Annotated in this window: 20 protein-coding genes; 12 read left to right on the top strand and 8 right to left on the bottom strand. The window is 61.2% G+C overall.

Annotated features, from left to right (window positions below; translation table 11 throughout):
* Window positions 1–26 precede the first annotated feature (26 nt).
* Window positions 27–1187 (bottom strand): acyl-CoA dehydrogenase family protein, encoded by a 1161-nt coding sequence (locus RE432_RS14325; RefSeq protein WP_310934088.1) that lies wholly within the window; start codon window positions 1185–1187, stop codon window positions 27–29.
* 125 nt (window positions 1188–1312) lie between these two features.
* Between RE432_RS14325 and RE432_RS14320 the strand changes: the two genes are divergently transcribed.
* The 6 genes from RE432_RS14320 (at window position 1313) to ntrC (ending at window position 8337) form a co-directional block, all read left to right on the top strand.
* Window positions 1313–2215: a LysR substrate-binding domain-containing protein gene (locus RE432_RS14320; RefSeq protein WP_310934087.1), complete on the top strand. Its 903-nt coding sequence runs from the start codon at window positions 1313–1315 to the stop codon at window positions 2213–2215.
* Between the two features lie 49 nt (window positions 2216–2264).
* Entirely contained in the window at window positions 2265–2867 is a 603-nt protein-coding gene (rdgB, locus tag RE432_RS14315; protein WP_310934086.1) for an RdgB/HAM1 family non-canonical purine NTP pyrophosphatase, read from the top strand.
* Entirely contained in the window at window positions 2864–4090 is a 1227-nt protein-coding gene (hemW, locus tag RE432_RS14310; protein WP_310934085.1) for a radical SAM family heme chaperone HemW, read from the top strand. Before rdgB ends, hemW begins: the two co-directional genes overlap by 4 nt.
* 227 nt (window positions 4091–4317) lie before the next feature.
* The gene (gene glnA, locus RE432_RS14305; RefSeq protein WP_310934084.1) at window positions 4318–5730 is read left to right on the top strand and encodes a type I glutamate--ammonia ligase; all 1413 of its coding nucleotides are present in this window, start codon (window positions 4318–4320) and stop codon (window positions 5728–5730) included.
* A gap of 49 nt (window positions 5731–5779) precedes the next feature.
* Complete coding sequence (glnL, locus tag RE432_RS14300) at window positions 5780–6829, top strand: nitrogen regulation protein NR(II) (RefSeq protein ID WP_310934083.1); 1050 nt, start codon at window positions 5780–5782, stop codon at window positions 6827–6829.
* Window positions 6826–8337, top strand: a complete 1512-nt coding sequence (ntrC, locus tag RE432_RS14295) for a nitrogen regulation protein NR(I) (protein WP_310934082.1) — start codon at window positions 6826–6828, stop codon at window positions 8335–8337. Before glnL ends, ntrC begins: the two co-directional genes overlap by 4 nt.
* 3 nt (window positions 8338–8340) lie before the next feature.
* On the opposite strand, the gene RE432_RS14290 is transcribed toward ntrC, so the two are convergent.
* The 3 genes from RE432_RS14290 to RE432_RS14280 form a co-directional block, all read right to left on the bottom strand.
* Window positions 8341–9123, bottom strand: coding sequence for an ABC transporter ATP-binding protein (locus RE432_RS14290; RefSeq protein ID WP_310934081.1), 783 nt, complete (start codon window positions 9121–9123; stop codon window positions 8341–8343).
* Between the two features lie 8 nt (window positions 9124–9131).
* A complete protein-coding gene (locus RE432_RS14285; RefSeq protein ID WP_310934080.1) occupies window positions 9132–10799 on the bottom strand; it encodes an iron ABC transporter permease in 1668 nt (555 codons plus the stop codon).
* 70 nt (window positions 10800–10869) lie between these two features.
* Window positions 10870–11919 (bottom strand): Fe(3+) ABC transporter substrate-binding protein, encoded by a 1050-nt coding sequence (locus RE432_RS14280; RefSeq protein ID WP_310934079.1) that lies wholly within the window; start codon window positions 11917–11919, stop codon window positions 10870–10872.
* 341 nt (window positions 11920–12260) lie between these two features.
* Here RE432_RS14280 and RE432_RS14275 point away from each other — a divergent pair, with 341 nt between their 5' ends.
* The 6 genes from RE432_RS14275 (at window position 12261) to RE432_RS14250 (ending at window position 18571) form a co-directional block, all read left to right on the top strand.
* Window positions 12261–13037: a ferredoxin--NADP reductase gene (locus RE432_RS14275; RefSeq protein ID WP_310934078.1), complete on the top strand. Its 777-nt coding sequence runs from the start codon at window positions 12261–12263 to the stop codon at window positions 13035–13037.
* A gap of 139 nt (window positions 13038–13176) precedes the next feature.
* Window positions 13177–13563: a Rid family detoxifying hydrolase gene (locus RE432_RS14270; RefSeq protein ID WP_310934077.1), complete on the top strand. Its 387-nt coding sequence runs from the start codon at window positions 13177–13179 to the stop codon at window positions 13561–13563.
* 11 nt (window positions 13564–13574) lie between these two features.
* Window positions 13575–15671 (top strand): ATP-dependent DNA helicase RecG, encoded by a 2097-nt coding sequence (gene recG, locus RE432_RS14265; RefSeq protein WP_310934076.1) that lies wholly within the window; start codon window positions 13575–13577, stop codon window positions 15669–15671.
* 33 nt (window positions 15672–15704) lie between these two features.
* The gene (locus RE432_RS14260; RefSeq protein WP_310934075.1) at window positions 15705–16661 is read left to right on the top strand and encodes a LysR substrate-binding domain-containing protein; all 957 of its coding nucleotides are present in this window, start codon (window positions 15705–15707) and stop codon (window positions 16659–16661) included.
* A 137-nt stretch (window positions 16662–16798) separates the two neighbouring features.
* On the top strand, window positions 16799–17281 hold the full coding sequence (locus RE432_RS14255; RefSeq protein ID WP_310934246.1) for a Dps family protein: 483 nt from the start codon (window positions 16799–16801) through the stop codon (window positions 17279–17281).
* 165 nt (window positions 17282–17446) lie between these two features.
* Window positions 17447–18571, top strand: coding sequence for a branched-chain amino acid ABC transporter substrate-binding protein (locus RE432_RS14250; protein WP_310934074.1), 1125 nt, complete (start codon window positions 17447–17449; stop codon window positions 18569–18571).
* 86 nt (window positions 18572–18657) lie between these two features.
* Here the strand turns inward: RE432_RS14250 and RE432_RS14245 are convergent, their stop codons facing one another.
* From RE432_RS14245 to ugpB, 4 genes are all read right to left on the bottom strand, one after another.
* Window positions 18658–19743: a sn-glycerol-3-phosphate import ATP-binding protein UgpC gene (locus RE432_RS14245; protein WP_310934073.1), complete on the bottom strand. Its 1086-nt coding sequence runs from the start codon at window positions 19741–19743 to the stop codon at window positions 18658–18660.
* Window positions 19744–19791: 48 nt separating this feature from the next.
* Complete coding sequence (ugpE, locus tag RE432_RS14240; RefSeq protein ID WP_310934072.1) at window positions 19792–20634, bottom strand: sn-glycerol-3-phosphate ABC transporter permease UgpE; 843 nt, start codon at window positions 20632–20634, stop codon at window positions 19792–19794.
* A 36-nt stretch (window positions 20635–20670) separates the two neighbouring features.
* On the bottom strand, window positions 20671–21555 hold the full coding sequence (gene ugpA / locus RE432_RS14235; RefSeq protein WP_310934071.1) for a sn-glycerol-3-phosphate ABC transporter permease UgpA: 885 nt from the start codon (window positions 21553–21555) through the stop codon (window positions 20671–20673).
* Between the two features lie 163 nt (window positions 21556–21718).
* A complete protein-coding gene (gene ugpB / locus RE432_RS14230; protein WP_310934070.1) occupies window positions 21719–23026 on the bottom strand; it encodes a sn-glycerol-3-phosphate ABC transporter substrate-binding protein UgpB in 1308 nt (435 codons plus the stop codon).
* Window positions 23027–23080: the final 54 nt, after the last annotated feature.

Below are 23080 nucleotides of genomic sequence, written 5' to 3'. Positions count from 1 at the left end.
AATAAGGTGGATGGTTCGGGGCAAATTCAGAATGAACGGGGCAGTCCCAGTATATGCTCGGCAACATACGACAAGATCAGGTTGGTCGAAATGGGCGCCACCTGGTACAGCCTTGTTTCGCGGAACTTGCGCTCAATGTCGTACTCGTTGGCGAACCCGAAGCCGCCGTGAAACTGCAGGCAGGCATTGGCCGCTTCCCACGAGGCATCGGCCGCCAGCAGCTTGGCCATATTGGCCTGGGCGCCGCAAGGCTGATGCGCGTCATACAGGCGGCAGGCCTCGAAGCGCATCAGGCTGGCAGCCTCGACGTTGATGTGTGCGCGGGCGATGGGAAACTGTACGCCCTGGTTCTGGCCGATGGGGCGGTTGAAGACGATGCGTTCTTTTGCATAGGCCGTGACCTTGTCGATGAACCAGTGGCCATCGCCTATGCATTCGGCGGCGATCAGGGTGCGCTCGGCGTTCAGGCCATCCAGTATGTACTTGAAGCCTTTGCCTTCTTCGCCGATCAGGTTCTCGGCGGGAATCTCCAGGTTATCGAAGAACAGTTCATTGGTTTCATGATTGACCATGTTGGCGATGGGGCGCACTTCCATGCCCTTGCCGATGGCATCGTGCAGGTTGACCAGGAAGATCGACATGCCTTCGGATTTTTTCCTGACGTCTTCCAGCGGCGTCGTGCGGGCCAGCAGAATCATCAGGTCGGAGTGTTGAATGCGCGAAATCCAGACCTTCTGGCCATTGATCACATAGCGGTCGCCCTGCTTGACGGCGGTGGTCTTGATCTTGGTGGTGTCGGTGCCCGTGGTGGGTTCGGTCACGCCCATGGACTGCAGGCGCAATTCGCCGCTGGCAATGCGCGGCAGATAGTGCTGCTTTTGTTCGGCCGATCCATGGCGTAGTAAAGTACCCATGTTGTACATTTGGCCGTGACAGACCCCCGAGTTGCCGCCGTTGCGGTTGATTTCCTCCATGATGACCGAAGCCTCGGTCAGGCTCAGTCCCGAACCGCCGTATTCTTCCGGTATGAGCGCGGCCAGCCATCCGGCTTCCGTCAATGTATTGACGAATGCTTCCGGGTAGGCGCGTTCTTCGTCGATCTTGCGGAAATACTCCGGAGGGAATTGTGCGCACAGATCGCGGATGGCGTCGCGAATGTCCTGGAAAGAATGGGGGTGCTGAGACATGAGTGGGTATCCGTGTTCATTACAATACCGTTTACTTTGCCTGAAGCCGGTGAGCTTGCCAATTCTTGCTTGCTTAAGCTGGGGTTTGCCAATTTTGAAGAGATTATCGCAATGGAACTGTCTACATGGCCATGCACTTTGATTTGACGGATATGCAACTGATGGTCAATGTGGCGGGCGCCCAAAGCATGACAAAAGGGGCGGAGCGTTCTTTTCTGTCGCTGCCCGCGGCCAGCAATCGGGTCAAGAACCTTGAAAACCATCTGGGCACCGCCTTGTTCTATCGCAATAGCCAGGGGGTCACGCTGACCCCCTCGGGCGAGGCCTTTGTGCGCCACGCCCGCATTGTGCTGCGCCAGCTTGAACACTTGCGCGGCGACATACAGGAATATGCCAGCGGGGTGAAAGGGCGGGTGCGGGTCTATGCGAACACGACGGCCATGAACGAGTTCATGCCCAATATCCTGGCCCGCTATCTCAGCATCCACCTTGATGTCAACGTCGAGCTGCGCGAGCGGCTCAGCTACCAGGTGGTCAAGGCCGTTGCCGACGGTTCGGCCGATATCGGCATCACCGCGCAGGCGGGCGGCGGTGAGAACATCGAGTTCCTGCCTTACCGCACCGACCGCCTGGTGCTGGTCACGCATCAGGATCATCCGCTGGCCGCGAACGAGTCCGTCGATTTCGATGAAACCCTGGGCTACGATTACGTAGGCCTGTCTGAAACCAGCGCCATTCATGCGTTTTTGCTGCAGGCGGCCGATGACCTGGGCAGGGTGCTGCGTTTCCGGGTCGAAGTCAGCAACTTTGAAGCCGCCTGCCGGATGATCGCCTCGCATGTCGGCATCGGCGTTATTCCGGAAACCGCCGGGCGGCGCTACGTGAAGGACTTGCCGCTCAAGCTCATTACCCTGAACGACGCCTGGGCCTTGCGGCGCCTGCATATTTGCGTCCGGCAGTTCGACCGGCTGCCCGTATTCGCCAAAGAACTGGTTTCACTGCTGGTCAAGGACGCCGCGTCGAATTAGCGGGATGGCGCCAGGCGCCAGCAACACATGACAGAAGGATAAACAAAGCATGACCAAAGTAGTGCTCGCTTCAAACAACAAGGGCAAACTGAAAGAGTTTTCCTCCATCCTGGCCGATGCGGGGATCAGCATGGTGGCGCAGGGCGATCTGGGCGTTTCCGAGGCGGAAGAGCCGCACGCGACGTTCGTTGAAAATGCGCTGGCCAAGGCCCGGCATGCCAGCCTGGCCACCGGGCTGCCGGCCCTGGCCGATGACTCGGGGCTGTGTGTGGCGGCCCTGGGCGGGGCGCCCGGCGTGTATTCGGCCCGCTATGCGGCGATGGCCGGCGGCGAAAAATCGGACACGGCCAACAACCGGTATCTGGTGGCGCAACTGGCCGCCCAAACCGATAGGTCGGCCTGTTATGTGGCGGTGCTGGTCTATGTGCGCTCGGCGGACGACCCCCGGCCGGTGATTGCCGAAGGCCTCTGGCAAGGCGAAATCATCGCCCAGCCGCGCGGGGATAACGGTTTTGGCTACGACCCGCACTTTTATCTGCCCGATGCCGGTAAAACAGTGGCCGAGCTGGCGCCGGCCGAAAAGAACGCGCAAAGCCACCGCGCGCGAGCGCTGCAGCAGTTGTTGCTGACCTTGCGCGGGCAGCCGGCATGAAGCAACCCACGGTGATACCGCTGGATGGCGGTGTCAGGAAGCCCGGCGTCGTGCCGGGGCCGGACGGCAGAACCATACTGTCCAGCCTGCCGCCTTTATCGCTGTACGTTCATGTACCCTGGTGCGTGCGCAAATGCCCGTATTGCGACTTCAACTCGCATGAGCTGGGCGCCGAATTGCCCGAGCAGGATTATCTGGCGGCCCTGCAGGCGGATCTGGAGCAGGCCCTGCCGCTTGTGTGGGGGCGTCAAGTCATTTCCATCTTTATCGGCGGCGGCACGCCCAGCCTGTTGTCCGCCGGCGCGCTGGACCAGATGCTGGCCATGTTGCGCGCCTGCCTGAATATATTGCCGGACGCCGAAGTCACCCTGGAAGCCAACCCCGGCACGGTCGAGGCGGGCCGTTTCGCCGATTACGCCGCCAGCGGCGTCAACCGGATTTCGCTGGGAATACAAAGCTTTGACGATGGCGCGCTCAAGGCCTTGGGCCGGATTCACGATGCCGCGCAGGCTCTTGCCGCCGTCGAGGTTGCGCAAAAGGCGGTGGAACGCGTGAACCTGGACATGATGTATGCCTTGCCCGGCCAGTCGCTGCAGGCCTGTGCCCAGGATATCCAGCAGGCCATGTCGTTCCAGACAGGGCACTTGTCCCTGTACCACCTGACGATGGAGCCGAATACCGTTTTTGCCAAGTATCCGCCCGCCGTGCCGGATGACGATGCCAGCGCCGCCATGCAGGACTTGATCACCGAGGCCACCGCGGCAAACGGGTGGGAACGCTACGAAGTGTCCGCCTACGCCAAGCCGGGCCAGCGCTGCCGGCACAACCTGAATTATTGGGAGTTCGGGGACTACCTGGGCATCGGCCCCGGCGCGCACGGAAAGCTGTCATTCCATGACAGGATTGTGCGCCAGGCCAAATTGAAGAATCCGGCCTCGTGGATGAGCAAGTCCATCTTGCGCGACGGCAGCCACTTGGCGGAAGACAGGCAGGTGCATTGGAAAGAGCTGGGCTTTGAGTTCATGCTCAATGCCTTGCGCTTGAAAGAGGGCGTCCCGCGCAGCAGTTTTATCGAACGGACGGGCCAGTCTATTCTGGCTATTGCGCCGGCCCTGGAACGGGCGGTTGCCCGAGGGCTGCTCGAGCCCAGCCGCGAACAACTTCAGGCCACGCCGCTGGGCTGGGCATTCCTGAACGATCTGCAGGGCGAGTTCCTGGATTAAGACACCTCTGGCGGGCCGGAAATGGGGACATCCGCGATCAATACGGTGTATTTCGGACCAGCGTGCACTATAATTTGCACCATATTAGTGCGGCACGCGCCATCATGGTGAATGGCGTGTGCCCGGACGCCGGCGGCAGGCATGAACCATGGCGATAAAAGTTGGCATGGCGTTTGCTTAACGACAGATGTCTTTTATTTTCCGCTTTCAATGGTTCAGGAGCCTATATGTCCAACCCCGAAGACGTAGTCAAACTTATTACAGAACGCGAAGTCGCTTTTGTGGACTTCCGCTTTACGGATACGCTGGGTAAAGAGCATCATCTTACCGTTCCCGCTCATACGGTGGACGAGGAAAAACTGGAAACGGGCGTCGCATTCGACGGCTCCTCGATCGCAGGCTGGAAGGGCATTGAAGCCTCCGACATGGTGCTGATCCCCGATACGAAATCGGCCCGCCTGGACCCCTTCCGCGAAGAGTCCACCCTGAACCTGACCTGCGACGTGGTCGAGCCGTCGGACCTGAAAGGCTATGATCGCGATCCGCGCTCGCTGGCCAAGCGCGCCGAGGCATACTTGAAGTCCAGCGGACTGGGCGATACCGCCTACTTTGGCCCTGAGCCCGAATTCTTTGTCTTCGACGGCATTACCTGGAACGACGACATGTCGGGCTGCTTCGTCAAGATCAAGTCGGAAGAGGCCTCCTGGTCGCGCGGACTGGAACTGGATGGCGGCAATATGGGCCATCGTCCTGGCATCAAGGGCGGCTACGTACCCGTTTCGCCCGTGGATTCCTTCCATGACATGCGCTCGGAAATGTGCCTGCTGCTGGAGCAGCAGGGCGTGCCGGTCGAAGTCCATCACCACGAGGTCGCGGGACCCGGCCAGCTGGAAATCGGCACCAAGTTCAGCACCCTGGTCGAACGCGCCGACTGGAACCAGATCCTGAAGTACACCGTGCGCAACGTAGCGCATGTGTATGGCAAGACAGCCACTTTCATGCCCAAGCCCATCGTCGGCGACAACGGTTCGGGCATGCACGTGCACCAGTCGATCTGGAAAGACGGCCAGAACCTGTTTGCCGGCAACGGCTACGCAGGCCTGTCGGAATTCGCCTTGTTCTACATCGGCGGAATCATCAAGCACGCCAAGGCGCTCAACGCCATTACCAATCCCGGCACCAACTCGTACAAGCGCCTGGTTCCGCACTACGAGGCGCCGGTCAAGCTGGCGTATTCCGCCCGCAACCGCTCCGCGTCCATCCGCATTCCCTACGTCGGCAACCCCAAGGCACGCCGTGTCGAGGCGCGTTTCCCCGATCCGCTGGCCAACCCTTACCTGGCTTTCTCGGCACTGATGATGGCCGGCCTGGACGGCGTGCAGAACAAGATTCATCCCGGCGACCCCGCCGACAAGAATCTGTACGATCTGCCGCCCGAGGAAGACGCAAAAATCCCGACCGTGTGCGCATCGCTGGAAGAAGCCATTGCCGCGCTCGATCAGGACCGTGAGTTCCTGACCCGCGGCGGTGTATTCAGCAACGATATGCTGGACGCCTATATCGAGCTCAAGATGGCCGAAGTCACGCGCCTGCGCATGACCTCGCATCCCGTCGAGTTCGATATGTATTACAGCCTGTAGGCATCGCCGGGCGGGCATCGGCCCGCCCTGGTCGGCATCCGGACGAATCATGGACGTAGCCAGTTACGATTTATTGTCGACCGCGGTGTTGTTATTGAACGGCGACGGCCGCATCGAGCATGCCAACACGGCGGCCGAAGAGTTGTTCAGCGCTTCGCGCCGGCAACTGGTCGGCCAGCCCGTGCATCGTTTGTTCGGTGCGGACCAGGCATTGGCCGAGCGCCTGCCCGATGCGATTGACGGCAAGTTCGGGATTTTGCGCCAGGACCTGGTCATTGACCGTTGGGGCGATCAAGTGGCCGTCAGCCTGGCTGTGGTGCCGCTGGACAAGCAGCCGTGGGCCGCCTTGCTGGAGGTCAGGATGATCGAGCATCACATTTTGCTTGATCGCCATCAGCAGCTCAGCAAGGAATTGACGGCGCAGCGGGAATCGCTGCGCAATCTGGCGCATGAGGTCAAGAATCCCCTGGGCGGCATACGCGGCGCGGCGCAACTGCTGGAGGTCGAACTGGGCAACGATGCGCTATATGAATATACGCAGGTCATCATTGCCGAGGCAGACCGGCTTGCGGGCCTGGTCGACCGCCTGATCGCGCCCCAGGGCGAAACGCTGCAGAAAACCGCGTTCAATATTCATGAGATTTGCGAACGGGTCCACACCCTGGTCAGGGCGGAATTTCCGAAGATCGATTTCGTGCGCGACTACGATGCGTCGGCGCCCGACCTGCAAGGCGATTTTGCCCGGCTGCTGCAGGCCTTACTGAACATAACCCGCAATGCCGCGCAGGCCTTGAGCGAGACGCCGCCGGATGTCCCCGCGCGCATTACCTTGCGCACGCGCATAGGCCGGCAGTTGCTGCTGGCGGCCCATCAGGCCAAGTTGGCGATCGTGGTGTCCGTGACGGACAACGGGCCGGGCGTCCCCGCGGCCCTGCACGACAAGCTGTTTCATCCGCTGGTGACGGGGCGGGCCAGCGGGACCGGTTTAGGGCTGAGCCTGGCCCAGGAGTTCGTCCAGCAACACGGCGGCATCGTCGAGTTCGATACGCATGCCGGGCATACGGAATTCCGCATGATCCTGCCTTTGGAGCCAGTATGAAAGCGGTATGGATTGTAGATGACGACCAGAGCATACGCTGGGTGCTTGAAAAAGCCCTGGCGCGCGTATCGGTGCCTGCCCGGACATTTGCTTCGGCCGGCGAAGCCTATGCCGCCCTTGAAACGGCTACGCCGGCTGTCCTGGTGACGGACGTGCGCATGCCGGGCGAAGACGGCTTGAACCTGCTCCACCGCATCAAGCAGGCCCATCCCGGCCTGCCTGTCATTGTGATGACGGCATTCACCGATCTGAACAGCACGGTTGAGGCATTTCAAAAAGGGGCGTTCGATTACCTGCCCAAGCCTTTTGACGTGAATGCGGCGGTCGCCCTGATACAGCGCGCCGCGCAATCGGGCGCCCGGGAAGCCGAGGAAGGCGCGGCGTCCGAGGTCCAGCCGGCGCAGGCAGGCCGGGTCATGGCGCAGTCGTCGTCGCCCGCCATGCAGGAAGTCTTTCGCGCGATCGGACGTCTGGCGACGTCCAGCGTCACCGTGCTGATCACGGGTGAATCGGGCACGGGGAAGGAATTGATTGCCCGCGCTTTGCATGAACACAGTAACCGGGCCGATGGCCCGTTCGTGGCGCTGAATGCGGCGGCCATACCCAAGGACCTGCTGGAGGCCGAGCTCTTCGGGCATGAACGGGGCGCCTTCACCGGGGCGACGCAACAGCGTCGGGGACGATTCGAAGAAGCCCGCAACGGCACCCTGTTTTTCGATGAGATCGGGGATATGCCCTTCGAGCTGCAGACGCGGCTGCTGCGGGTGCTGGCCGAAGGCAGCTTTTACCGCGTGGGCGGATCGCAAGCCATACGCGCCGATGTGCGCATTGTGGCGGCCACCCACCAGCCCCTGGAGCAGCGGGTGGTGGAGGGGCGGTTTCGCGAAGACCTTTTCCATCGCCTGAATGTGATCCGGCTACGCTTGCCGCCCCTGCGCGAACGCAAAGAAGACATTCCCGCGCTGGTGCAACTGTTTATGCAGAACAGCGCCAACGACCTGGGCGTGCCGGCGCGGCAGGTGTCGCCGGAGGCCATGCATTTGTTGTCGTCCTTCGAGTATCCGGGCAATATCCGTCAGCTGGAAAATTTCTGTCAGTGGCTCACTGTGATGTCGTCGGGCCGGCTGATCGAGGCCAAGGACCTGCCGCCAGAGGTCCTGAATCACGGCGCGCCCGCCAGCGCGGCCTTGCCCGCCGTCAATGCGCTGTCCGGGCCGGCCAGCGAGGCGCAACAGGCTGTCTTGGGCGCACAGGCGCTGGCCCCGGCGCCGGACGGCGCATCGTCCGCTCAGGCCGACTGGATGCGCGAGCTGGCCCGGGAGGCGCAGCGCCGGCTGGCGCGCAACGAACCCGCCGTCATGGCCACGCTGTCTCGCGACTTCGAGCGCGTGCTGCTGGAAACAGCGCTTGACCATAGCCGCGGCCGTCGCATGGAAGCCGCGCAGCGGCTGGGCATAGGACGCAATACGCTGACGCGCAAGTGCGCAGAGCTGGGGCTGGACAACTAGGCCCTAGCCGGCCTCGCCGCGCAAATAGGCTTGCGCGCGTTGCGCCATCAGCGCTTCGCGCTTGATGAAGTCGGCCACGAAATCGCTGGCGGGCTGGTGATGCAGCCCGTAGGGGGTATCCCATTGAACGATCTTGCCCTGCTGCATGACACCGATGCGATCGGCAATGGCAAAGGCTTCGGCCTGGTTGTGCGTGACCAGAATGGCCGTGTGGCTGGTTTTCTTCAGAATATCGCGCACCTCGAAGGCCAGGCGTTCGCGGGTATCGACGTCCAGGTTGGAGAATGGCTCATCGAGCAGCAGCATGTCTGGTTCGGGAGCCAGGGCGCGGGCGAGCGCAACGCGTTGCTGCTGTCCGCCCGACAGCTCATGCGGATAGCGGCGCCCGGATGATTCGAGTCCGGTGAGCGCGAGCAGTTCGCCGACCCGCTCCCGGCGGCGCGCCTTGTCCCATTTGCGCAGGCCAAAGGCGATGTTCTTTTCAACGGTCAGGTGGGGGAACAGGGCATAGTCCTGGAACATCATGCCGACGCGGCGGCATTCGGGCTCTACCTGTCTGCCTACTTCCGACAGGCAGGTATCGCCCAGCCAGATCGCCCCCGCGCGCAGGGGCTCGAACCCGGAGATCGCGCGCAGCACAGTTGTTTTGCCACAGCCCGATGCGCCAAGCAGGCAGCCTATGCTGCCTTTATCCAGGGACAGGGATAGATCCTGCACCACAGGCACCAGGCCGTCGGCGGTGTCGTAGGCCAGCGAGATTTGATCCAGTTTGAGCAGTTCGGGCATATCGGCGGTCAGTGTGTTGATTTCAGTTGAGCCCGCGCCAGCAATATCACGGGAAGCAATCCCGCCAGCACGATCGCCAGTGCGGCCACGGCGCCTTCTTCGTAGGTGCCGCGGGCAGCTTCGGCGTAAAGCCAGGTGGCAAGCGTTTCGAAGTTGACCGGGCGCAGCAGCAGGGTGGCGGGAAGCTCTTTCATGGTGTCGACGAAGATCAGCAATGCCGCCGCACCCAGTGCCGGGCGCAGCAGGGGCAAGTGAACACGCCGCAAGGTGCCCGCCGAGGTCTCGCCCAGCAGGCGCGACGCCTGCTCAAGCGAGGGAGGGATCCGGGACAGTCCGGCTTCAATCCCGCCTATGGATATGGCCAGGAAACGGATCATATAGGCACAGACCAGGGCTGTGGTGGTTCCCATGAGCAGCAGTCCCGGCGCGGGATTGCCCAGCGCTTGCCACGCCCAGGCGGCCAGGCGGTCTGTCAGCATGATGGGCATCAACAGGCCGATGGCCAGAACGGTGCCCGGAATGGCATAACCGCTGGTGGAAATGCGGGCATACAGCCCGGACAGGGCGAAAGGGGCGCCATGCCGCACGGCGCGGGCCGCCCAGGCCACCACCAGCCCGCAGACCAGGGTGACAAGGGTCGCGATCAAGGCGATTCTGACGGTGTTGTAACCGCTAAGCATCAGTTGGTTCGATACGGAACCCACGGTGTGGAAGTGCTTGACGGTTTCGTTCAGCAGGTAAAGGCCGGGCGCCACAAAACCGATGACGATGGGCGTCCAGCCCAGCGAAAAGGCAATGACGGCCGCGCTGCCTTTCAGCTTTTTGGGCTGGATGGCGCGGGCACGCTGAGTGCTGGCATAGCGTTGCCGGCGGCGGCCATGGCGTTCGAGCAAGATCAGCACCGCGACGATGGCCAGCATGGCCAGGGCAATCTGGGCGGCGCCGGCCAGGTCGGACCGCGTCACCCAGGTGGTGTAGACCGACACCGTAAGCGTTTGCACGCCCAGAAACTCCGATGCGCCGATGTCGTTCAGGGTTTCCAGCAACGCCAGGCTGACCCCGACCGCGATCGCGGGCCGCGCCAGGGGCAGCGCCACGCGAAAAAAGGCGCTCTGGCCTGTAGCGCCCAGTATGCGGGCCGCCTCGAGCAGGCTGGCCGCCTGGGTGGCGAACATGACGCGGGTACTCAGATAGACATAGGGGTACAGGACAAAGCCCAGCAAGAAAATGGCGCCGGGCAAAGAGCGCAAGTCGGGCAGGCGGAACTGCCGCGGGCTGTCGTAGCCCAGCAATTCGCGTATGACGGTCTGGATCGGGCCTATCGGGTGCAACAGGTCCAGGTAGGCGAACGCCACAATGTAAGTGGGCACGGCCAGCGGCAGCAGCAGCGCCCAGGAAAGCGTCCGGCGGGATGGGAATTCAAAGGCCGTAATCAGCCATGCGCTGCCCACCCCCAGACAGGCTACGAGCACGCCCACACCGGCCAGCAGCAGCGCCGTATTGCGAAAAGCCGTGGGAAGGACGAATTCCAGCAGATGCGCCCAATGCTCGACCGACCCCTGCATGGCGAACCACAGCAGCGTCAGCACAGGCGCAACCACGCAAAGGGCAATCAGAAAAGCAGCGATTCGCCAGCCAAGGCCTGATTCAAAAGAAAAATAAGGGAGCGAAGGCAACAGCGCGTTCCTGCAAAAATCGGCAAAACGCGGGCCCGGGGACCCGCGTTTGGGGGGAGCGGTCAGATTCTTAGTTGTTGAATCCAACTTTGTCTACAAGTTCGCTGGCCTGTTTGCGGTGCTTGGCGATCTCGGTCAAGGGCAGGGGGTCGACCACCAGCGGGCCAAAGCTCGCGACGACCGGGTCCAGGGTAACGCCTTGCTTGATGGGGTATTCGTAATTGGCTTTGGCGTAGAGGCCTTGGGCTTTATCCGACACCAGGTATTCGAGCAGCTTGACGGCGCCGTCTTTGTTGGGCGCGTGCTTGGCCACAGAGGCGCCGGAAATGTTCACGTGCGTGCCCTGGCTTTTTTCGTTGGCGAAAGTCGGACGCACCACTTTAATGGCATCGCCCCATTTACGGGCGTCGGTGCCGGGTTCCGCATTCTTCATGTGGCCGACATAATAGGCGTTGGCAATGCCGATATCGCAAATGCCGCCCAGAATGTCGCGCGCGACATCACGGTCGCCGCCCGCCGCCTTGCGTCCAAGGTTGTCCTTGACCCCGCGCAGCCATTTTTCGGTGGCCTCGATGCCGTCGTGAGAGATCATGGCCGCAATCAGGGCCGTGTTGTAAGGGTGCTGGCCCGAGCGGATGCACACTTTGCCTTTCCATTTGGGATCGGCGAAGTCTTCGTACGTGATCTTATCGACGTTCAGGTCAGTCGCGACATAGGCGACGCGATCGCGCAGCGACAGGGTATACCACTGATTGTCGGCGCCGCGCAGGTTGGCGGGAATGGTGTCGTTCAGCACTGCCGATTCAACAGGCTGGGTAATGCCCGCTTCCACCAGGTCCAGCAGATTGCCGATATCGACCGTCATCAGGACGTCGGCCGGAGACTTATCGCCTTCCGCCTTGACGCGCTCGATCAGGCCGTCTTTGACGAACACCGTGTTGACCTTGACGCCGGTATCCTTGGTGAATTCGTCGAGCAAAGGCTGGATCAGCTTGGGTTCGCGCGTGGTGTACAGGCTGACATCGGCGGCGACGGCCGCGGTCGACAAGGCGGTCAAGGTCGTGATGCTTGCGAGCGCCAGCGATCGAAACAGGGGACGCAATATGTGGTTTGCGCGCATGAGCTTCTCCGGATAATGGGTGGGGGATGTACAGCGGTCACTGACAATTCAGGAAAAAACAGATAGTATTCTGTCTAAATGGAAACGATTCTCATGTAGATGGCAGAAAGATAGCAGACAATGAGAAACAATTCAATACGAAAGAGGGTGTTTTGGCACTCTTCAGGCAGAAATTTGATCCACTGATTTTTTGATTTATCTTAAACGGCCCCATCTTCCCCTGGGATAACATGCTTGAAACAGCAGGCGGTAGGCTAAAATCGGCTTTCCGGCTTTGTGCGCAGCAGCATCCCGATACCCGCATTCCTTACGCCGCAGGCAATTACTTTTTTATCAGACACATGGCAGCTTTCAATACAGAGCAGGTTCTTAGCGTTCACCACTGGAACGACTCCTTGTTTTCCTTCACCACCACGCGCGATCCCGCCTTGCGCTTTCACAATGGCCACTTTGTCATGCTGGGGCTCGAGGTCAACGGCAAGCCCTTGATGCGTGCGTACAGCATCGCCAGCGCCAACTATGAAGAGAACCTCGAGTTTCTGAGCATCAAGGTACAAGACGGTCCGTTGACGTCGCGCCTGCAGCATCTGAAGGAAGGCGATTCGGTGCTGGTCAGCAAGAAACCCGTCGGCACCCTGGTCGCCGATGACCTGAAGCCCGGAAAACACCTTTACCTGTTCGCCACCGGCACGGGGCTTGCGCCGTTCATGAGCATCATCAAAGACCCGGACGTCTATGAGCGTTTCGAAAAAATCGTGCTGCTGCACGGGGTCCGCTTCAAAAGCGAACTGGCCTATTCCGACTACATCCAGAACGAACTGCCCAACAACGAATACTTCGGCGATGTGGTGCGCGACAAACTGATTTACTACCCCACCGTGACGCGTGAACCCTTCATCCACCAAGGGCGCATCACGCATGTGGTGGAGTCCGGCCAGTTGTTTGCCGACATCGGGTTGCCCGAACTCAACCCTGACACCGATCGCGCCATGCTGTGCGGCAGCCCGCACATGCTGGCGGATATCAGCGCCATGCTCGATAAGCGCGGCTTTGTCGTATCGGCCGGTGTCGGCCAGCCCGGCGATTACGTCATCGAACGGGCTTTCGTCGAAAAATAAAGTCCCGGCCAGGGCGTATCGGCCTGCCCGGATGGGGCTTGTGTCCGGCGGGCAGGCATTGCAGGGCAGGGGCTTTTAATTCTAGCTATAGATGATTAAACTCTGATAGTTGTTTTAACGACTTAACCGAGATTAATTCATGACCAAGCAAATTATTCATACTGATGCAGCGCCCGCAGCCGTCGGCCCCTATTCGCAAGCCGTGGCAGCCGGGCCTGGCAAGACCGTTTATTTGTCGGGCCAGATCGGCCTTGAGCCGGGTACCGGCGAGCTGGTCTCTGAAAACTTCGAAGGGCAGGTCAGGCAGTCATTTGCCAATATGCAGGCGGTGATCGAGGCGGCGGGCGGCAAGCTCGAAAACATTGTCAAGCTCACCTTGTTCCTGACCGACCTGAGCAAGTTCGCCAGCGCCAATGCGATCATGGCCGACATCATTCCCCAGCCTTTCCCCGCCCGCTCCACCATCGGCGTGGCCAGCCTGCCCAAGGGCGCGCAGTTCGAGGTCGAGGCGATTATCGTCGTTTGACGGGACATCCTGTGGCTGCTTCCGCGGCATCCGGCCGGGCATCCCGCAGCGCCGCCAAAAAGCGGACAGCGGGCCAATCCGGCTCGCTCGTCGAACGCAAGCTGCGGCATCTGGGCCTGCACGAGCCGTCCGACTTCATCGTTCATCTGCCGCTGCGCTACGAAGACGAAACGCACATTTCGTCCATTGCGTCGCTGCGCCCGGGCGCCGCCGGGCAGGTCGAAGGGGAAGTCATACGCAGCGAAGTGCAGTTCCGGCCGCGCCGGCAACTGCATGCCATCCTTGAAGACGATAGCGGCCAACTTGTCTTGCGCTGGCTCAATTTTTATCCCAGCCAGCAGAAGCAGGTCGAGGCGGGCAAGCGGATACGGGTGCGCGGCGAAGTGCGCAGCGGCTTCGGCGGGTATGAAATGGTCCACCCCAAAGTCAGTGCGGCGGGTACGGCCTTGCCCGAGGCGCTGACCCCTGTGTACCCCACCACCGACGGGCTGTCGCAGCTTAGTTTGCGCAAGGCCATCGATAACGCCCTGGGCGCCGCCGATCTGTCCGACACCTTGCCGGACGCGCTTTGCAAACGATACGGCCTGATTCCCTTTGCCGATGCCATACGGGTATTGCACCACCCCCCGGCCAATGTCTCGTATGCCGACCTGATCGAGCGGGGCCATCCGGCCTGGGTGCGCATCAAGTTCGACGAACTCCTGGCCCAGCAGCTGTCGCTGGCGGCGGCGCGCGCGGCGCGGCGCAAGCAAAAGGCATGCGCGCTCGATGCCGTTCCAGGCGGACTGGTCCAGGCGCTGCGGCGCAGCCTGCCTTTTTCCCTGACGGCCGCGCAAGAGCGGGTGATTGCCGACATTTCAAGCGACCTTGGGCGTACGTTTCCCATGCACCGCCTGTTGCAGGGCGACGTGGGCAGCGGCAAAACCATTGTTGCCGCCTTCGCCGCGGCCCAGGCCGTGTCCAGCGGATGCCAGGTCGCCATCATGGCGCCGACTGAAATCCTGGCCGAACAGCATTTTCACAAGCTGGAGTCCTGGCTGAAACCGCTGGGCGTCCATACCGTCTGGCTGGCCGGCAGCCTGTCGGCCAAGCAGCGCAAGGCAGCGCTCGACGCCGCGGCCTCGGGCCAGGCGCAACTGGTTGTCGGCACCACCGCGCTGATCCAGGAAAAAGTGGCCTTTGCCAAGCTGGGCCTGGTCATCCTCGACGAGCAGCACCGCTTCGGCGTCGGACAGCGGCTTGAATTAAGCCGGAAAGGGGAAGGCCTGCAAGACGGCCAGGCTTTGATTCCCCATCAATTGAACATGAGCGCCACGCCCATCCCCCGGACGCTGGCCATGACTTTTTTTGCCGATCTGGACGTCTCGGCCATCGACGAGCTGCCGCCAGGGCGCAGCCCGGTGCTGACCAAGCTGATTGCCGATAGCCGCCGCGACGAGGTGCTGAGCAGCGTCATGGCGGAAGTCCGGCAGGGGCGACAGGCGTACTGGGTATGCCCGTTGGTCGAGGAAAGCGAGGCCTTGCAACTGCAGACGGCCGTCGATACCCATGCAAGGCTGGCATCGGCGCTGCCCGATATGCGCGTGGGGCTTGTGCACGGCAAGCTGGCCACAGCCGAAAAGCAGCAGATCATGCACGATTTCCGCGCCGGCCTGGTCGACCTGCTGGTCGCGACCACCGTCATCGAGGTGGGCGTCGATGTGCCCAATGCCTCGCTCATGATCATCGAACACGCCGAGCGCTTCGGCCTGGCGCAACTGCATCAGCTGCGCGGCAGGGTGGGGCGCGGAGACCGCCAGTCCATCTGCGTACTGATGTACCAGACGCCGCTGTCCGCCATTGCGCGCCAGCGCCTGCGGGCCCTGTATGAAACGGCCGATGGCTTTGAGATTGCGCAGCGCGATCTGGATTTGCGCGGGCCCGGCGAATTCCTCGGCGTCCGGCAGTCGGGGCAGGAACTGCTGCGCTTCGCCAGCCTGGAAACGGACATCCGCATTGCGGAACAGGCGCGGGAAGCCGTCAACGAACTGCGAGCGCATTATCCCCGCCACGCACACGCTCATCTGCGCAGATGGATGCGTGACAAGCAGGATTTTTTACGTACTTAGCGATGGACCTTCTTTTTTCTTGCGAGACACATCATGACGCTGACTGAATTGAAATACATTGTGGCGGTTGCGCGCGAGCGGCACTTCGGCCGCGCCGCGGAAGCCTGCTTCGTCAGCCAGCCCACCTTGTCTGTGGCCATACGCAAGCTGGAAGACGAACTGGGTGTTGTGCTGTTCGAGCGGGGGGGAACCGAGGTGGGCATTACCCCGATCGGGCTGCGTGTCGTGGCACAGGCCCAGCGCGTGCTCGAAGAAAGCGCCAACCTGCGCGAAATCGCGCGCCAGGGACACGACCCCCTGGCCGGCCCGCTGCGTGTCGGCATTATCTACACGATAGGGCCTTACCTGCTGCCCAAGCTGGTCCCGACGCAAATAGAGGCCACGCCGCAAATGCCATTGCTGCTTCAGGAAAACTACACGGCGCGCCTGCTGGAACTGCTGCGCCAGGGCGAAATCGATTGTGCCATCGTGGCCTTGCCGCTTCCCGATTCCGGCCTGATGGTGCAACCCCTGTACGACGAACCCTTTCTGGTGGCGATACCCAAGCATCACCCCTGGGCGGATCGAAAGGAGATCGACTCGGCCGAGCTGAAAGACGAAACCATGCTTTTGCTGGGCTCGGGCCATTGCTTTCGAGACCAGGTGCTTGAGGTCTGCCCGGAGCTGTCGCGCTTTTCGGCGGCCAGCGAAGGCATACAGCGCACCTTCGAAGGCTCTTCCCTGGAAACCATCCGGCACATGGTCGCGGCCGGCATCGGCGTGACGGTGCTGCCGGCCAGCTCCCTGTCCATGCCGGGGGTCCAGAACAAGCTGCTGTCCTTTATTCCCTTCAAGAAGCCGGTGCCCGACCGCCGCGTGGTGTTGGTCTGGCGTAAAAGCTTCCCCCGGCCAACCGCCATCGAAGCCTTGATCGATGCCGTGCATGCCTGTGAACTGGAAGGCGTCAATTACCTGGATCACGCTCCGGCGGGCGAGCTGATGCCGGGCTGACCGAACCGCCTGCGCAGCGCTTGGAAGGCAGCATATTTCATGGCGGCATGGTATTCTGGTATCACCCGAATCAACTGTATTTCCCGGAGGTATACATGAGCAAAGATCGCAAGCTGGACGGCAGCAAAACGGAAAAAATGAGCGATAAGGGGCTACCTATCGATATCGGCATCTCCAGCAAAGACCGCGCCACGGTCGCGGACGAACTATCCAAGATGCTGGCTGATTCCTATACGCTCTACCTGATGACGCACAATTTCCACTGGAACGTCACCGGCCCGTTGTTCAACACGCTGCACAATATGTTCATGACCCAGTACACAGAAGAGTGGGAAGCGCTCGACAGCATCGCCGAGCGCATCAGGGCTCTGGGCCATTTCGCGCCGGGCACCTATGCCGAATACGCCAAGCTTTCCTCTATCGCCGAAACGACCTCGGTTCCGACGGCCGAAGAAATGATTCAACTGCTGGTCAAGGGCAACGAGTCGGTCGCCAAAACAGCGCGCGCGGCCCTCAAGAAGGCCGATGGCGTGGACGACCAGCCCACGGTCGATCTTCTCACCCAACGGCTGGATATCCACGAAAAGAACGCCTGGATGCTGCGCAGCCTGCTGCAGTAATCTGCCATTTCCAACACGCCGCTGCACACGTCGCCCCAGGGTTGAACACATGTTCACGCGCTGGGGCGTGTTTTTGTCCTGGGCAATAGCGAAAACCCTGAAGAGAACCCCGGGCACGGGCCAGCCTTTCGGTGTATGCTTTTCTGCGTACTTTCAGGAGGCTATATGAAATTCCGTTTTACTCCCCTCGGGGCCGCTCTTGGCCTGGCCGCCGGCCTGTTCATGTCGGGCGGCGCCCTGGCTGCCGACACCATCAAGATCGCCGTGGCAGGCCCCTTTACCGGCGCCTTGACCCAGTATGGCACCATGGTCAAAGAAGGCGTTGATACCGCCATCGAACAAATCAACGCCGCCGGCGGCGTGCTGGGCAAACAGCTCGAGGCCGTGTCCGTGGACGATGGCTGCGAGCCCAAGCAAGGCCCTGTCGTCGCCAACCGCGTCGTCAACGATAAAATTCATTATGTGGTCGGCCACGTGTGTTCCGGCGCCACCATTGCCGCCACCGACATCTATAACAACGAAGGCGTGGTCATGGTGACGCCTTCGGCCACGTCGCCCGCCGTCACGGACGGCAAGAACTACGACATGATCTTCCGCACCATCGGCCGCGACGATCAGCAAGGCCCGGCAGCGGCCAAGTTCATTATTGAAAAGATCAAGCCTTCGCAGGTCGCCATCCTGCATGACAAGCAGTCATACGGCCAGGGCATCGCCAGCTCGGTCAGAAGCGAGCTTGAAAAGGCAGGCATCAAGGTGGTCATGTTCGAGGGCATCAACGCGGGCGACAGCGATTATTCCGCCGTCATCACCAAGCTTAAAAGCGCAGGCGCCGACTTTATTTATTACGGCGGCTACCACCCTGAAATGGGCTTGCTGCTGCGCCAGGGCGCCGAGCAGGGCCTGACGGCCAAGCTCATGGGTCCGGAAGGCGTGGGCAACCCCGACATCAACGCCATCGCCGGCGCCGCGGTCGAAGGCCTGCTGGTGACCTTGCCGGCCGACTTCACCCAGGATCCCTCCAACGCAGCGATTGTCAAGGCGTTTACCGACAAGAAGCGCGATCCGGGCGGGGCGTTCCAGCTTACGGCGTATTCGGCGACCACCGCCATTGCCGAAGGCATCAAGGGCGCGGGCGAAGACGACCCGGTCAAGGTGGCCGAATGGCTGCATGCCAATAAAGTGGCCACACCCATTGGCGAAGTATCCTGGAACGAGCAGGGCGACCTGAACGAGTTCAAGTTCGACATCTTCAACTGGCACAAAGACGGCTCCAAGTCCGTGTACCAGTAAGCCGGCTTCATCAAGAAGCAAAAGCGCGCCGGTTTTCACCGGCGCGCTTTGCTTTCTGCAATACGCGCCTGCAGGCGCCGCCGTGCTCAGGCGTCGATCCGCTTGCCCGTTTCCGGGTCGAACCAGTGCAGGGGATGGACGCCGTCGCTGCCCACCTGCACCGCCTCGCCGATCTGCAGCGGGTAGTCCCGGGTCAATCCCACCGGGCAGCGCAGGATGATGGGCGTATCGCCGCGGCGTCCGTGAATCAGTTGTTCCGACCCCAGGATCTCGACCATCTCGACGTCCATCTGTATGCCGCTGGCATGCAGCGTCATGTGCTCGGGCCGCATGCCCATGATGGCTTTGCGATGTGCCAGCGTGGCGGGAACCTGTGCCGGATCGATCTGCAGCAGGGCGCCGTCTTCGTCGTGCACCTGGCGCTGCTCATCGAGCTGCACGGGTATCAGATTCATGGGCGGCGAGCCGATGAAGCTGGCCACGAAGATGGACGCGGGCTTTTCGAATACGTCGGCAGGCGTGCCGATCTGCTCGGGAATGCCTTTGTTCATGACCACCATGCGCTGGGCCAGCGTCATGGCCTCGACCTGGTCGTGCGTCACATACAGGCTGGTTGTCTTCAGGCGATGGTGCAGCTTCTGTATTTCCAGGCGCATCTGCACCCGCAGCTTGGCATCCAGGTTGGACAGGGGTTCGTCAAACAGGAAGACCTTGGGGTCCCGGACGATGGCGCGGCCCATGGCCACGCGCTGGCGCTGGCCGCCCGACAATTGCCGCGGGCGCCGGGCCAGCAAATGCGTCAGTTCGAGGATGTGGGCGGCCCCTTCGACGCGGGCCTGGATGTCGGCTTTGCTCAGCTTGCGTATCTTCAGCCCGTACGCCATGTTCTCGAACACCGTCATGTGCGGATACAGCGCATAGTTCTGGAAGACCATGGCAATGTCGCGCTCGGCGGGCTCCAGCTTGTTGACCACCTTGCCGTCAATGCTGATGTCGCCGCCTGTGATGCTTTCCAGGCCGGCCACCATGCGCATCAGGGTCGATTTGCCGCAGCCCGAAGGGCCCACGATGACGATGAACTCGCCATCGGCGACCTCCATGTTTATGCCATGGATGACGGCGATGTCGCCTGGGTAGGTCTTGCTGACGTTGCGAAAACTCAGAGTAGCCATATGTGCTTCCAAAAACGGTATTGATGGCGGCTTGCCTGGGCGGTGTGTTTATTTTTCGGCATCCACCAGACCCTTCACAAACCATTTCTGCATGAGAATGACCACGGCCACCGGCGGTATCATGGCCAGCAGGGCGGTGGCCATGACCAGATTCCATTCCGTCACGCTGTCGCCGCCGGCGATCATGCGCTTGATGCCGATGACCACGGGGTACATGTTTTCTTGCGTGGTGACGATGAGCGGCCACAAATACTGGTTCCAGCCGTAGATGAACTGGATGACGAAAAGGGCGGCAATGCTGGTGCGCGACAGGGGCAGCAGCACGTCCCAGAAAAAGCGCATGGGGCCGGCGCCGTCGATCCGGGCCGCTTCAATCAGCTCATCGGGCACGGTCAGGAAAAACTGGCGGAACAGAAAGGTGGCCGTGGCCGAGGCAATCAGCGGCAGGGTCAGGCCCGCATAGCTGTTCAGCATGCCCAGGTCGGCAACGACTTTATAAGTGGGTGCGATGCGCACCTCGACCGGCAGCATCAGGGTGACGAAAATCATCCAGAAGAAAAACATGCGGAAGCGAAAGCGGAAATACACGACCGCAAAGGCCGACAGCATGGAAATGACGATTTTCCCGATGGTGATGGCCAGCGCCATGACGGTGCTGACCCACATCATGCGCGCCACGGGCGGCGTGTTGGCCGCGTCGCCGGTCAGGACAGTACGAAAATTCTCAAGAAAATGGCTGCCGGGCAGCAGGGACATCGGCGCCTGCGCGACTTCCTGCGCGGTCTGGGTCGATGCGACCAGCGTGACATAGAGCGGAAAGGCAATGATCGCCACCCCGAGAATCAGGATCAGATGGGTGACGATATCCAGAATGGGGCGGCGTTCAATCATGGTGGCCTTGGCGATGAAGCAGGGGCTGGCGCGGCATCAGTAATTGACCTTGCGGTCGATGTAGCGGAACTGTACGACGGTGAGCAGCACCACAATCAGCATCAGGATGACTGACTGGGCGGCGGACGAACCTATATCCAGCCCCTTGAAGCCTGTGTTGTATACCTTGTAGACCAGGATGGACGTGCTCGATCCGGGCCCGCCCTGGGTCATGATGTCGATGATGGCGAAGGTATCGAAGAAGGCGTAGATAACGTTGATGACCAGCAGGAAAAAAGTGGTGGGCGACAGCAAGGGAAAGACAATGGTCCAGAAGCGGCGCGAAGGACTGGCCCCGTCAATGGCCGCTGCTTCGATCAGCGAGCGTGGAATCGATTGCAGGCCCGCCAGGAAAAAAAGGAAATTGTAGGAAATCTGCTTCCAGACGGACGCCAGGACCACCAGGATCATGGCATCGTCGCCGTCGAGCCGCGGGTTCCATGCAACGCCGACGTCGGCCAGGAACACCGCCAGAATCCCTACGGATGGCGAAAACAGAAAAAGCCACAGCACGCCGGCCACAGCCGTCGCGACGGCGTAGGGCCAGATCAGCAGCGTCTTGTATACGCCCGCCGCCTTGTTGACGACGCGGTTGGCCATGACCGCCAGCAGAAGCGAAATGGACAAGCCCAGTACGGCAACCAGCACGGAAAACGCCGCCGTGACCTTGAAGGAGCTGACGTAGTCGGCATTGGAGAAAAGCTCGGCGAAATTGGCTAGGCCTACAAACTGGGAAGACAGCCCGAAAGGATCTTCGAGCCGGAAAGACTGCCACATGGCCTGCCCGGCGGGCAGGAAGAAAAAAATAACGGTAATGGCCAGTTGCGGCGCAAGCAGCAGATACGGAAGCGCCTTGTGGCTGAAAGTTACGCGTTTTTCCATGCGGGAAGTGATTCGTGTTGAGCCGTTGTTCGGGGCAGGCATGCCGGCCGTCCCGCCGTCATGCCTGTCACAGGCGGAGCAGCCTGCCGGAATAGAAAAGGAAAAGCCGCGAGAGGCACCGAGGTTCCGGTTCCACTCACGGCGGCGATTTTAAGCCAAGTTCCTACTTGACGCTTTTCTCGAAACGGGCCAGCAGTTCATTGCCGCGCTTGACAATGTTTTCCAGCCCGGCTTCCGGCGTGACCTTGCCGGCGAAGATTTGCTCCATTTCACCGTCTTCGATCTCCCGGATTTGCGGCAGGTAGCCAAGGCGTATGCCGCGCGAGTTTTCGGTCGTCGTGGCATCGAGCTGCTTGACCGCCACATCGGAGCCGGGATTCTTGTCGTAGAAGCCCGATTCCTGGGTGAGCTGGAAGCCCGCCTTGGTGACCGGCACGTAGCCCGTGCCCTGGTGCCATTCCGCGGCCTTTTCGGGGCTGGAAATGTATTTGAAGAATGTGGTCACGCCCTTGTAGACTTCGGGGCTCTTCTTGGCGAATACCCATAGCGAGGCGCCGCCGATAATCGAGTTCTGGGGCGCGCCCTTGACGTCGGCGTGGTAGGGCAGGGAGGAGGTGCCGAACTCGAAGTTGCCGGTCTTGATGATGTTGGCGCGATTGCCGCTGGACCCGGTGAACATGCCGCATTTACCCGACGTGAACAGTGCGTTGGACGCATCGCCCCGGCCGCCATAGGTAAAGGTGCCTTCCTTGGACATGCCGGCCAGGAAGCTGATATGCCGCACGAACAGGGGCTGGTTGACCTCAAGGCGGGCATCCAGCCCGCCGAAGCCGTTGTCCTTCGATGCGTAAGGCGTGTTGTGCCAGGCGCCGAAAGTTTCCAGCTGGATCCACGACGGCCACGAGGTGGTGTAGCCGCACTCCAGGCCGGCCGCGCGCAGCTTCTTGCCGGCTTCGGCCACTTCTTCCCAGGTCTTGGGCGGATTGTCGGCGTCGAGGCCCGCTTTCTTGAATGCGTCCTTGTTGTAGTAGAAGACAGGCGTCGAGCTGTTGAACGGCATGGATACCAGCTTGCCGTCGGGAGCCGAATAATAACTGGCGACCGCGCCCAGGAAGTCGTCTGGATTGATGGGGTCGCCGACCTCTTCGGACATCTCTTGTATGGGTTTGATCGCGCCCTTGGCGTACATCATGGTGGCCGTGCCCACCTCGAATACCTGCAGGATATCGGGTGCGCTGCCGCCGCGGAAGGCGGCAATGCCCGCGTTCATGGATTCACCATAGGTACCCTTGTACACGGCATGCACGACATAGTCCGACTGGCTCTTGTTGAAGCTATCGACCAGTGCGCTGACGCGGTCGCCCAGGGCACCTTCCATGGAATGCCAGAAATTGATGTCGGTGGCGGCGTGGGCCGTGCCGATGCTGGCGATAAGGCCGGCAAGGGATAGAGCATAAAGCTTGACTCGCATGAGTGTTTCTCCTAGATATTCTGTGTTGCCAGACGCGTGTGGCCGTGGCACGCG

Source organism: Pusillimonas sp. SM2304 (assembly GCF_031628915.1).
Lineage (GTDB): Bacteria > Pseudomonadota > Gammaproteobacteria > Burkholderiales > Burkholderiaceae_B > Pusillimonas_C.
The sequence above is the reverse complement of the archived record's forward strand: the minus strand, read 5'-3'. Positions and strand labels throughout refer to the sequence as shown.